The organism is Halobacteriovorax sp. GFR8, assembly GCF_050955245.1.
Classification (GTDB): domain Bacteria; phylum Bdellovibrionota; class Bacteriovoracia; order Bacteriovoracales; family Bacteriovoracaceae; genus Halobacteriovorax_A.
The window spans coordinates 65,162-77,656 of record NZ_JBPBLR010000002.1; the positions used below are offsets into that span (position 1 = coordinate 65,162).

Below are 12,495 nucleotides of genomic sequence, written 5' to 3' on the forward strand. Positions count from 1 at the left end.
CTTCCTTCAAGTATCTGAAAATAGGAATTTCTGTTCCTAAAAAAATTACATAAGGCATTGAAAAAACGTCGGTTTAACACTATAAGTACCTACTTTAGCTATACATGGAGAATTATATGTCTGAGATTTCATCTCAAGTTAACCAAAAATTTAATGACCGTACGGTTTATTTTACTTCACTAGGGTGTTCAAAGAACCTCGTAGATGCACAGGTTATGCTCGGGCATATGGGACTAAATGGTTTTAAAGTTGTAACGGAGCCTCAAGACTCCGAAGTAATTGTTGTTAATACTTGCTCATTTATTGAGGCTGCTAAGCAGGAGTCTATTGAGATGATTCTTGATCTTGCAGATTATAAAGACGAACAGGTAGGTAATTGTAAGGCCCTTGTTGTTTCTGGATGTATGGCCCAGAGATATTCAGATGAGCTTGAAAAGAGTCTACCAGAAGTTGATATGTTTATTGGTACAGGTGAGTATAACAAAATTGTTCCACTCTTAACTGCACTTGAAAATAATAAGCTAGAGAAGAAGTCATTTGTTGAGGTTCCAAGATTTATTCACACGGAATTTGATCCAAGACTTAATACTTCTCCATTCTATACAGCGTGGCTAAAGATCTCTGAGGGGTGTAATAGAAATTGTACTTTCTGTATTATTCCTACTCTTCGTGGACGCCTTCGATCACGTACCGTTGAATCTCTTGTTGAAGAAGCGAAGAAGCTGTCTTCGACAGGTGTTAGAGAGCTAAATCTTATTTCACAAGATCTATCTGATTATGGAGTGGATCTGAGTGATGAAAATAACTTATTTGAACTCCTATCTGGTCTAGAGACTGTTGATGGGGTTGATTGGGTACGTCTGTTTTATTTCTACCCAGATGAACTTACTGATGAAGTTATTGAAAAAATGGCGACTTCTTCAAAAGTTTGTAAGTATCTTGATATGCCAGTTCAGCACTTTTCTGACTATGTTCTAAAACGTATGAACAGAAAGATCACTGGTGAAAAAATCATGGAACGTATCACAAAACTTCGCGAAAGAATCCCTGGAATCGTTCTTAGAACTTCAATCATCGTTGGATTCCCTGGTGAGTCTGAAGAGGATTTTGAAAAACTTCTTGAAGGCATTAAGCAAGCTCGTTTCAACCATCTTGGTATCTTTAGATACTCAGATGAAGAAGGAACACCTGCTTACCGTCTAAAAGATAAGAATTCACAAGAAGTAATCGACGAGCGCTTTGATCGTCTTTATGAAGTTCAAAAAGAAATCGCTAGAGAGCTTAATCAAGAATTCTTAGGGCAGACGGTAGAAGTTCTTGTTGAAGGAACACACGAGGATACAGATCTTCTGATCGTTGGACGCCACTTTGGTCAGGCACCTGATATCGATGGTAAGGTAATTATCAATGACTTAAATGAGAGAGATTTAAAAATCGGTGACCTCGTTAAAGTTGAGATCACCGATGTATTAGACTTTGATTTAGTTGGTCGAGTTATTTAGAGCTTTTAAGGCCCTTCTTCCCAATCATTGTATGGGAACGGTATAAGCTGGCGTCCAGTAATTACCGTTCCTGCAGCAAAAGTAGCATGAAGCGGTCGTGTTAGCTGAACAGCATTTGAGTATACTCTTTTCACAATATAAGTCTGTCCACCAATGATGACATTTAGGCCAGAATAGAAGCCACTTGATGATGCAGTGTAGAAGTATAATGATCCAACTGACCCACTTCCTGTAGTTATGGCCGTATATGAGTTTCCTAAAGTCGGTGGAGCACTATCAGTACAAGCAGAGTAGTTTGTAGAGTTAGTATAGTCATCCCAGTCGCTGAATTCGTTTAGAGGTTCGTCAAATACATCTGTATTTGTTCCTTCATCCATACTCGCTATCGTAACCTTATCAAGGTTATTCATCTCGTAATTATTATCCCAGTCTCTAATGTGTAAGTTGATTCTTGCTTGTGTAACAGAGAATTCATCGAGACAAGAGAAAGTATAGTAAGGCTGTGCCCCCATAAATGGATCAAGAATTTGGTTCGGATCACTTGAAAGGCTTGCGCTTTCCGCGTGACGCTTTATACCCTCTGAATAGTATTCGGTGTTATTTACTGAGTTATAACAAGAGTTTTCATGTGCAAATGAAGCAATTGATCGGTTTGATCTAGCACCTCGTTTCTGAGGAGTTTTTAAAACACTTTCATAATTTGCTCCACTAAATGCCTGGATAACAGTTGAACTAAAACCGTCTGCGAGTTCTTCAGTGTTAAATACATCCTCAATAGCACCTTTTCTACAAAGATAAGGGTTCCCTTCACACTGATGTTCTAAAACTTCGACAGTATTTCTATAATATGCTGGATCGCCTGTGTCAGCATTTGCTTCTGTGTAAGTATAAACAAGCTCTGCATATTCGAAAGAACCATTGTCACAATTTAAATCATGATATTTACCTGAACATAGGTCATCAAGTTCTCCTCCGAACGGAACACCATTGATATAGATTCCATCTGCATAGTAAGTACTTGCAGGTGTTGCACCTCCTAGTCCATCAGTCGCTGTATTATTGGCTGGAGCTACACCCACTGCATCTGTAGAGGTTCCTGTTACTACTTGTACAATATAACGAGCAGCTGCACTGTAAGCAATGTCTGAAGTTGAACTACGAGTCATCATTGGTCTTTTTTTGTAAAAGTAAAACGGTTTATAGCGAATACTATGACAAATACCTGGGCCTACATTTGCTTGTAGTTTAAGTTCTCTAAAGTAAATATTATTCTCACCAATATCGACAAAACAATCAATATCGATAACATCTTCAACATCTGATGCTAGGGCCCTTGGGTTACTGATAATATCTCTTTTCTTAATGCGACACTTATTAAAGAAGTTATCTTCACCATCTTTATGAGTGAAAAATTTTGGTGTGTTTTCTACTTCAACAGCAACTTCAAAATAATCTTCGATTAACAGATCGAATGATGCTGAGAAACTACCAAGGATATTTTGTGCAGTTACAGTATATGTCTTAGACGAAGCTGCAATTTCAGGAGTACCAATAATATCACCTGTCTCTTCATCTAAAGATAAACCAGGAGGAAGTTCTGGGCTTACGCTATATGCAATATCTTCGCCCTTTGGAAGTGTGGATTTAATTACTGAATCAATGCCACGATGTAGTTCAAATGTCGTTAGTGTTTGAAAATCACTGATTGTCGCTCCATTTGCACTATATGGTCTTACTGATGAAAAAGCTTCACCAGGAAGTGTCATCGTGATAGGCACACCGTTTGTACTTTGTAGAAGGGCCGTATTGTCACTACTATTGATTTGTGATGCAACAAGATTTGCTCGACCCGTATTCGTGAGAATATCCATTCCACTAACAAGAGAAGATACATCAGTAAATGTCGCTCTCATTACCGGTGTCCAGATTTCATTTAATATGTATGCCGTTGCGTTACCACAATCTTCAAGTGCATTATTAGATGCAATAAAGTCTTCACTAGAGTTAGTGTCGTTAATGTTCTTCGTTTGGTTAACAAAGATGATATTAGCAAGCCCTGCATCTGTTGGATTTCCTGTAACAACTGCGCGAGCAAATTTATCTGTTGGTGCAGCTGGAAACCTCATACAAAGAGCTGGTCTTGTTTCTAGGTAAGTCGGAGTAAAGGCTGCAGTGGAATTTAAAGACATAATGTGAGTAAGAGATACTGGAGTTGTTTGTATAACAGCTTCTTCATCTAAAAAGTTCTTATAATTATCAACTGAGATATCTTTTACAAACTCACCACTGATAACTTGAACAATTAGATATTTTTCATTTCCATCAATATTCAAAATTCTTTTGATAATACCTTTTGCGCCGTTGCTAAGTGGCGGAAGTGTTGCCGCTGAAATTTCTTGTCCTTCAGTAAAATTCGAAGTTGTTTGAACAAGATTTTTTACTTTAAACGCAACAAGTTGAGAGTACGATAAATCTTCAGGGGGATTGATTATGCCAATATCAATTTTAAACGTTCTTGTCGAAATATCATTTTTAACAGTAACAGTGTATTCAATTGGTGATTGGTAACTATGATCGGTTCCACCAGAAGTATCAATAATATATCCAAATAACGGGCTATCTACATTTTTTACAAGTCTTAATGTCGAAGGCAAGTCTGGTGTAATTGAAATATCAGTACTGTTTATATAACCAATATGTTCAGCTGCAGCTTCTGATGTATCGTTAATCAATCTTAAATTGATATTTGAATCAGGTTGGAAAAAGTATTTTACCTTGCTGATTACCCCTTCGCTATTTGAAAATGGGAAAGCATTATCAATTAAATCTCCAGGGTATAGAGAGCCAGAAGTAAGAGTACCGTAAATATTGTTACTAGCATCTTTGTATGTGATTGTTCCTGTCGCACCGTTTTCAGTTGTAAATGTTTCACTTGTTAATCCGTTTGTGAGAAATCCGCTATTATCATCTAGCTTAAACCCGACAAAGACAGGACCAATAAAAGGAAATGCAACAGTATTTGTATTTGTTCCATCGTAATTATAATAGCATGTCCCAGCATTTAGATAAACGTCTCCAATAGTAGGAGTCGCTGGAGGAGTCGTTCCTATACCTGTACCAGTACAGTTGAAAGACTGTTGCGTTTCAAAAGTAAGTCTTTCAGGAATAGGAGCTTGAATTGTAACTCTTGGTTGTGAAGTTGTTGTTAAGGTTTGAGCCGTTTCCGCTGAAGGGCTATAGAAATTGAAATTAATTGGTGCAAGTGTGAAGCTTCTAAGAGGTGAAACTGCACTATTTGTTATTTTAATAAGACCAGTTTGATTACTGGCCGTAAAATGAGCTGCATAAGTTGTCATGATATCAGAACCAAAGTTAAAACCAGGGTTTGAAATTGGATCTAAAAAATTATTTTTAGATGCATTAGATAGAGTAAATACACCTTCATTTTCTTTGATATTGTAATCACCTAATTCACCATCTGGTGTTATGAATTCAACAACGTTTTTACCCCCTGTTGAATTGGCTAAGCTAGAGTCACCAGTGATAAAAATATAATTACTCGCATTGTCGTAAAAAACAGAAGTTGGGTCTGTAATTTTATCTCCATCAATCTCATTACCATTTTCATCGATAAAGTCACTCGGTGGATTAACTACTTCACCAACTGAGCTTGATGCATCATCACTGCTTGCGCCATCTTCTTTAAACTTCGTTAAGCTATCAGGCACACATGAAGTTGCGATGAGCAGAAGGATTAATATTAAATGTAGAGACGGTTTACCTTTTAACGTTTTCATAAGTTCATTATCGAATGATTCTTAAACAATCTTTACCTAAATTCATTAGGCCAGTATTAATCGAGAGTTAGGGGTATTTATTGCCTAGAAGCTAGACACAAAATTGACAAATTTTGTTGGCTAAAAATTGCTAACTTCCTAAAATTTCGAAGCCCCATTATAATAGTGTTTATATTGATAAATACTTGATTATTCGGGAGAGAGTTGTGAAGAGATTCGTCTTAATTTGTTTGATTTCAACTTCTGCATTTGCACAAATAACATTTCTACAAGAGCTAAGACCTTTTGTGGAAAAAAACATATCGACATCGTTGGCCGATAAGATTTGGGGAGAAAAAGATGAAGTGGAGCTTCCTGAAATTCCTATCGTTAAGAAAGATGCAAAAGACTTAAGTGTTTATTCTAAGAAAGAATATAAGTCACCTTTTACTAAAGAGCAGATGTCTCAGTACAATCTATCATTTATCAATGAGCTAATTAAGGCCACGCGTGAACTAGATGCCAATCGTGATGAGTTATCAAAATGGTATGCAACTCTTGAGCAGGGAGGGACACGTGAAGGTGTTTATCGTTCACTAGTACTTTCTCAATATTACCAGCGCTTAGAAAATTATAATCAACAAACGTCAAAAGCTGCTAAAGAAGTTACTGTTACGATTTTTAAAAAGTACCTTAATAAAGATTTGGATATCAAGAAACTTGATGCTTTAAATATCTATTCTGTGAAAAGAATTTTAGTAGAGAATGCAGTCGATGTTCAAGATGCTCTTTTGGCAAAGTCTCAAGATGAGTTTGCTCGTTGGTATGCAGTTTACTCAGCGGAGTTAGCGAATGCATTTCCAATTTGGAATAGTAAACTACGTTCTGCAAAAGAGAGTGGTGTGCACTATCGTTGGGCCATGAAGATGACTCCAGATATTGTAAAGTCAGAATTTATCTTGAAGACTCACTTATTATTTAATCGACTTCAAAAGAAACAGTAATTAATCATAGAAGGCGTCTTCTTCCATGCCCGTTAAGGACATAAGAAGGCGCTCGACTCCTAGTGCGATCCCTGCACTCGTCGGTAATCCTTTTTCTAATTGATTTAGAAACCTGTTTGGCCAAGGAAGACTGTATCCGTAAAGCTGATCTTTTAAATTTGCATCTTTCTTAAAACGTAAAACTTGTTCGCTTGAGTCAGTAAGTTCATTGAAGCAATTACAAATCTCAATTCCTCGGCAATAAACCTCAAAGCGCTCACACACCCTAGGGTCTTCTTTCTTGATTGTCGAAAGTGCGCGAAGGGGCGCTGGAAATTCATAGAGAAGAAGAAAAGGGTACTTCTCCATTTCAGGCTCGATATAATTATACATAAGAAGAAAGAAGAGATCGTCCCACGCATAATCATCTTTATTTCCTGAAAGATTAATTCTTGAAAATTTTTGATCAATTAAATCATAGAGCTCGTCGCGATCCATGAGTTTAAGAATATCGATGTTGAGAATTTCTAAAAAAATCTCCTGAACAGTTACTTTCTTTATCTTCTCATCAAGGTCACGTACTTTAATTCCTTTTGATTTTAAGTAGGCATGGCAGAATTGATAGAGGTTGATTGTATCGTCCATGATTTTTCTATAATTTTCTTTAGCTCGGTACCATTCAAGCATGATAAATTGCTTTCTATGAGTTGAGCTATTTGGCTCGTCGCGAAAACAATAGCTCATGGTAAATATCTTTTCGAACCCCTCCTGGAGTAACTCCTTCATATGGAATTCAGGTGATGTATGAAGATAAAGGTCATGAGTTTTATTTTGATGCACAGAGTGAATCGCAAAGGGATGAATATGAACTTCCATTCCTGGATTTTCGACAATTGGCGGTGTCAGCACATCCATAAAGCCATCTTTAATGAAAAAGTTTCGAATTGCTTGTTGTAGATGAAATAGTTCGATCTTATTTGTCATTTTCACGCCAATTTTTGCCTTAAATATTGATTTTTATGCCTACATATCATATCTCTTAAACACACAAAATGGAGAATATATTATGTTGCAACTCGTTGCTCTTTTACAGTCTTGGGCAGATCAGGCCCAGCTAAATATGACAATCACTGTCGAAATGGCATATGCATTTATCGCACTATGCTCAGCACTTGGAATTAGCGGATTTACAGGTGTTTTCTATCTCTTAAAACCTAAGGCCCAACCAAAACTTCCTGAAGTCTCTGAAGCTAAGAAAGAGATTGTTACAGAAGTTGAAGTTAAAGAAGTCGAAGTTGTTCAAGAAGCGCCAAAGGCTGAGCCTACACCAGCTCCAGCTCCTGAAAAGTCTTGGAAAGAAAGGCTAACTAAAGGGTTAAGTAGCTCACGCAATAGTGTTTGGGGTAGAATTGGGAGCTTATTTGGAAATGGAGGTCTTGATGAAGATGCTCTTGAAGAGGTTGAAGAGTTACTTTACGGCGCAGATCTTGGACCTAAAGCAACAAGTGAACTAATAGAATCACTCGAAGAAAAAGCAAAGAGTGCAGATTTTAATGAAGCACAATTTAAAATTTACATCAAAGAATTCTTAAAAAATAAAATGGCCGACGTTCAATCAAGAAACGAAGGGGACCTGTTTGAGTTCTCTGGTAACAACACTGGTATGCCAAAGGTTATCATGATTGTGGGTGTTAATGGTGCAGGCAAGACGACAACAATTGGAAAACTAGCAACAAAGCTTACGCAGCAGGGCGCAAAAGTCGTTGTTGGAGCTTGTGATACTTTTAGGGCCGCAGCCGTTGACCAACTTCAAGTTTGGTGTGAGAGAGCAGGCGCAACAATGATACGCGCAAAAGAAGGGGCCAACCCAAGTGGTGTAGGTTACGACGCTCTGCAAACTGCCATTAATGAGAAGGCTGACTATTGTATTCTTGATACGGCCGGACGCCTGCATACTGCTGGTAACCTGATGGAAGAGCTATCCAAGAGTAAGGCCGTACTAAAGAAGTTGATGGAGGATGCGCCTCATCATACATTATTAGTAATTGATGCTATTACTGGTCAAAATGCAATTCGCCAAGCTGAGGAATTTCATAAGGCCCTAGAACTTACTGGTCTTGTATTTACAAAATGTGATGGTTCATCGAAGGCCGGTAGTGCAATTTCCATAGTTGATAGTCTGCAGATACCAATCACTTATATTGGTGTTGGAGAAAATGTCGAAGACCTGAGTGTGTTTAATTTAGATGAATATCTTGACGCGCTGGTAGGTAATTGATTGATTGACTGAAATCCTTTGTGGGACTACAATTAAATAACTATGGATATAAGTACGGAAGTAAAAGAATATCAAATTTTAGGTCATAACTTTAGACTCAAAGAGTCTAATGAAGATGAGATTGTTTCAGCAACTGAAATTGTTGAGTATGTTGAATTAATCGCAAGTAATATTCGCCAGAAGGCACCTTCAATTTCTGACTCACAGTTAGCGGCTTTAGTTGCTCTTGAGTTAGCAAAAGAAAAGCTATCTTTAGAAAGGGAATACAGAAGTGAGATTAACGAAGTTAAGTCTCTTTCTGATAATGCACTAAAATTGATTGAAGAAGCACTTCCAAAAACTCACTAAGATGAGTCTTGAAAAGAAAGAGCTTCGAAAAAAGATATTAGAAGGATTAGCTAATTTAAGCTTAGATGATCAAAGACAGCTGTCTGAGAAAATCTGTTCAAATATCGATTCTCTTTTAAAGTCCGAAAACTTAAATCCTAAGCACCTAGGGGTTTTCTTTCCAATTCCAGGTGAAGTTAATTGTTTAAATTTGAAGATGAAAACTAATTTTAGTTTTCCTTCGTTTGGCGAAGATTCAATGCAGATGTGCTTTCGAAGTACGCCGATAAATGAACTTGAAAAAGTTCAGGCTTTTGGAAAAGAGTTTAAGGTTCCTAAAATAAGTGACCCAATTATTTTTCCTGAAGTTATTTTAGTGCCAGGGGTTGCCTTTGATAAGAAGGGACATCGCTTGGGAAGAGGTAAAGGTTATTACGATATTTACCTCGATAAATTGATTAATATTGATAAGAAGAAAGTTATAAAAATTGGAATTTGCTTTAATCAACAGTTGGTTAGTGAAGTTGCCTTTGAAGAACATGATCAAGCAATGGATTATATCGTAACTGATAGGGAAGTGATTAAAGTTAATTAATAGGAGAGAGAAATGAGTATGGATTTAATCTTAGCTTCACTTCTTTTCCTTGTTGTTGGACTAGCAGTAGGTTTTGTTATCCGCAATCTTCAAGCAAAGAAAGAAGTGCTTGAAAGAGAAGCTAAGGGTGACGAAATTATTGAAAAGGCCAAAGCACAGGCAAAAGACATTAGCTATAAAGCGAGAAAAGAGGCGAAAGAGGCAGCTCAAGAAGAAAAGAAGGAAGCTGACAAGTATGCCGAACGTGTGAAACGCGAACTAAACGATCAGGAAAAAGATCTTAATAAGAGACAAGCAAAGCTTGAATCGAAAATGGATGAACTTGATGACAAGACTAAGAAAGTCGAAAAACGCGAAGAAGACGTAAAAGAAAAAGAGTTAGATGCTCTTAAAGAAAAAGAAAAATTTGTTGTTCGCCAAGAAGAGTATGCATCGAAGTTATCTGAAGTTGCTGCTATGACAAAAGAACAAGCAAAAGAAGAGCTACTTGATACAATGAAAGAAGAGGCTCAAGTTGATTTTTCTAAGATGATTACTCGTATGGAAGAGGAAGCTAAGGAAGAAGCTGAAAACCGTGCGAAGAGAATTGTTGGAATTGCAATTCAAAGATACGCAGGAGAGCACGTTGGTGAAAAGACGATCTCAACTGTAGATCTTCCATCTGATGATGTTAAAGGTCGTCTTATCGGTCGTGAAGGTCGTAACATCCGTGCTTTCGAACAGATTTGTGGTGTTGATCTAATTATCGATGATACTCCGGAGATTGTTGTTATTTCTTCATTCAACGTTGTAAGACGTGAGATTGCTAAAGATACAATTGAAAAGCTAATTGCTGACGGTCGTATTCACCCAGCGAAAATTGAAGAATTCCACGATAAATCAAAAGCTGAATTTGAGAAGAAGCTTCTGTCTCTAGGTGAAAAAGCGCAAATGGAAATTGGTGTTCACGGTATCCACCCTGAAATCCTAAAGCTAGTTGGTGCTCTAAACTTTAGAACTTCATATACTCAAAACCAATACCAGCACGCAATTGAAGCAGCATTTATTTGTGGTTCAATGGCCGCTGAGATGGGACTGAATATTAAGCAAGCTCGTCGTGCAGGTCTATTACACGATATCGGTAAAGTACTTGATGCATCTGCTGAAGGTTCTCACGCTGTTATTGGTGCTGACTTTGCTAGAAAGTATGGAGAGTCTGCGGACGTTGTTCACGCAATCCGTGCTCACCACGATGACGAAAAACCAGAGTCAATCCTTGCTCACATTGTTGCTGCAGCGGATGCGATCTCAGGTGCAAGACCAGGTGCTCGTAAGGCACTTACTGAGTCTTATGTTTCTCGTCTTACTGATATTGAAGAAATTGTTAACTCATTCGAAGGTGTTAGCAAATCTTACGCAATCTCAGGTGGACGTGAAGTTCGTGTCTTTGTTGAAAACGACAAGGTTACGGATGAAGAAACTGTTATGCTATCTCGTAATATTGCTAAGCAAATCGAGGAGCAAATGTCTTACCCTGGAACAATTAAAATTACAGTTGTTCGTGAGACAAAAGCAGTTGGAGTTGCTAAGTAAAATAACTTCCATTTATAATATGAGAAAGGCACCTTTTGGGTGCCTTTCTTTTTTGGGCTTTTTGGAGGCAGCATGAAGATTGGAATTCGCTACTATTTATATTTTCTTCCATCGTTAGTGATCTTTTTCATTGCTTCGGCACTTCTTAACTTTTCAACTGAAGAATATATTTGCTTCTTTACGGCAATCTCATTTGCTGGACTCTATTGTCACCCAAATCGTGATGAGTATTTTGAAGGGCGTACAAGCCGATTCAATTTTGCGAATGCAGTTATGAACTTCTATACAATTCTAGAAGATCGTATTCCTGATAATACTTGGGGAAATGTTGTTTTAAGACACCTTCCAGGTTTTCTCTTTTTCTTATTAGTGGGACTTGTTGGGATTTCGACACAAGCGCGTATTGTCTATATTGTTGGAGTTCTTCTTTTTGAAATTACTTTCTATTTCTTTATTAAGAATAACTCGCCACAAATTGATCTAGATGAGCACGAAACTCATGAATGTTCTGGGCACGAAGAAAACGGCCACGAATAACTTCATGGTTTTCATAGTCATCAAATAGATAACGGCAAAATGCTTTAAATCTTTTAAGTATAGTTGAGTCAACAAGGCTATTCTTTCTATACTCTTTATCAAGCTCATAGAAATAGAGATCTAAGTTTTGCGCACGTACTTTCAGAAGAAATTCATCACTGATAAAGTCCAAGTTTCCTTGATACTCTTTATAAATTGAGGCCAGCCATGGGGTTTTGAGGGCACTTCGTCCACACATAACCGCATATGGATTACATCGATCAAAGATTTGATTGATATCTTCAATAGTCCAGATATCTCCGTTTGCAATGATTGGAAGATTTGAAACTTTGACGGCCTTTTCGATGTAGCTCCAATCTGCGACACCTTTGTAGAGTTGGTCACGTGTTCGAGCATGAATTGTAATTCCATCGACACCACAATCTTCAAAGAGCTTTAAGAGATCAAGATAAAGGCTGTCATCGCGATAACCAATTCTAATCTTTACAGTAAAAGTATTTTTAAAACCTTCTCGAATTTGTTTAATAATTTTCTCGAGTGCTTTTAAGTCTGATAAAAGGTAGGCGCCACCTTTATTTGAATTAACCTTCTTTGAAGGACAGCCAAGGTTTAGATCGATATGATGATAATTTATATCACTAATAAGTGAGATGGCCTGTTGCGTTTGAGCAATTTCTGAAGTTAGGAATTGATAGGCAGTCTGTTCTGTATGGGCCTTCTTTTGTAGGTATGTTTCACCAAAGTGTTTGACCAATGTCTTTGCATTTACGTTACCAACGGATGGGATTCGGTAAAAGTCTGTATAGTAATAATCCCAGTCTCCAAAAATTCTTTGAATGACCTCGCGATACGGGCCCTCCGTCACGCCTTCCATCGGTGCAAATATGATTGAATTTTGTTTAAAAGGTAATGTACTCACAATTGG

At 37.5% G+C, this 12,495-nt stretch carries 10 protein-coding genes; 7 read left to right on the top strand and 3 right to left on the bottom strand.

The genetic code is table 11. The annotated features are described in order from the left end of the window. Positions 1-116 precede the first annotated feature (116 nt). Positions 117-1,502 (top strand): 30S ribosomal protein S12 methylthiotransferase RimO, encoded by a 1,386-nt coding sequence (gene rimO / locus ACRXC1_RS00925; RefSeq protein ID WP_433655778.1) that lies wholly within the window; start codon positions 117-119, stop codon positions 1,500-1,502. Positions 1,503-1,507: 5 nt separating this feature from the next. Here rimO and ACRXC1_RS00930 read toward each other — a convergent pair whose 3' ends face one another. Continuing rightward, on the bottom strand, positions 1,508-5,299 hold the full coding sequence (locus ACRXC1_RS00930) for a hypothetical protein (protein ID WP_433655780.1): 3,792 nt from the start codon (positions 5,297-5,299) through the stop codon (positions 1,508-1,510). A gap of 206 nt (positions 5,300-5,505) precedes the next feature. On the opposite strand from ACRXC1_RS00930, the gene ACRXC1_RS00935 reads away from it, so the two are divergent. After that, positions 5,506-6,282, top strand: a complete 777-nt coding sequence (locus ACRXC1_RS00935; RefSeq protein WP_392909740.1) for a hypothetical protein — start codon at positions 5,506-5,508, stop codon at positions 6,280-6,282. Here ACRXC1_RS00935 and epmA read toward each other — a convergent pair whose 3' ends face one another. Next, on the bottom strand, positions 6,283-7,245 hold the full coding sequence (gene epmA / locus ACRXC1_RS00940; protein ID WP_433655782.1) for an EF-P lysine aminoacylase EpmA: 963 nt from the start codon (positions 7,243-7,245) through the stop codon (positions 6,283-6,285). Positions 7,246-7,327: 82 nt separating this feature from the next. On the opposite strand from epmA, the gene ftsY reads away from it, so the two are divergent. The 5 genes from ftsY (at position 7,328) to ACRXC1_RS00965 (ending at position 11,570) form a co-directional block, all read left to right on the top strand. Beyond that, positions 7,328-8,539 (top strand): signal recognition particle-docking protein FtsY, encoded by a 1,212-nt coding sequence (gene ftsY, locus ACRXC1_RS00945; RefSeq protein ID WP_433655784.1) that lies wholly within the window; start codon positions 7,328-7,330, stop codon positions 8,537-8,539. A gap of 42 nt (positions 8,540-8,581) precedes the next feature. Next, on the top strand, positions 8,582-8,887 hold the full coding sequence (gene zapA / locus ACRXC1_RS00950) for a cell division protein ZapA (protein WP_392909745.1): 306 nt from the start codon (positions 8,582-8,584) through the stop codon (positions 8,885-8,887). Next, complete coding sequence (locus tag ACRXC1_RS00955) at positions 8,859-9,461, top strand: 5-formyltetrahydrofolate cyclo-ligase (protein WP_392909747.1); 603 nt, start codon at positions 8,859-8,861, stop codon at positions 9,459-9,461. The genes zapA and ACRXC1_RS00955 overlap by 29 nt, the downstream gene beginning before the upstream one ends. Positions 9,462-9,479: 18 nt before the next feature. Then, entirely contained in the window at positions 9,480-11,033 is a 1,554-nt protein-coding gene (gene rny, locus ACRXC1_RS00960) for a ribonuclease Y (protein WP_392910189.1), read from the top strand. Positions 11,034-11,105: 72 nt separating this feature from the next. Next, positions 11,106-11,570: a hypothetical protein gene (locus ACRXC1_RS00965; RefSeq protein ID WP_392909748.1), complete on the top strand. Its 465-nt coding sequence runs from the start codon at positions 11,106-11,108 to the stop codon at positions 11,568-11,570. Here the strand turns inward: ACRXC1_RS00965 and ACRXC1_RS00970 are convergent. After that, positions 11,488-12,489, bottom strand: coding sequence for a tRNA dihydrouridine synthase (locus tag ACRXC1_RS00970; protein ID WP_433655787.1), 1,002 nt, complete (start codon positions 12,487-12,489; stop codon positions 11,488-11,490). The two genes, ACRXC1_RS00965 and ACRXC1_RS00970, sit on opposite strands and share 83 nt — an antisense overlap. Positions 12,490-12,495: the final 6 nt, after the last annotated feature.

Coding starts and splice junctions, on each gene's coding strand:
- rimO (WP_433655778.1), top strand. CDS start 117: ATGTCTGAGATTTCATCTCAAGTTAACCAAAAATTTAATGACCGTACG.
- ACRXC1_RS00930 (WP_433655780.1), bottom strand. CDS start 5,299: ATGAAAACGTTAAAAGGTAAACCGTCTCTACATTTAATATTAATCCTT.
- epmA (WP_433655782.1), bottom strand. CDS start 7,245: ATGACAAATAAGATCGAACTATTTCATCTACAACAAGCAATTCGAAAC.
- ftsY (WP_433655784.1), top strand. CDS start 7,328: ATGTTGCAACTCGTTGCTCTTTTACAGTCTTGGGCAGATCAGGCCCAG.
- zapA (WP_392909745.1), top strand. CDS start 8,582: ATGGATATAAGTACGGAAGTAAAAGAATATCAAATTTTAGGTCATAAC.
- rny (WP_392910189.1), top strand. CDS start 9,480: ATGGATTTAATCTTAGCTTCACTTCTTTTCCTTGTTGTTGGACTAGCA.
- ACRXC1_RS00965 (WP_392909748.1), top strand. CDS start 11,106: ATGAAGATTGGAATTCGCTACTATTTATATTTTCTTCCATCGTTAGTG.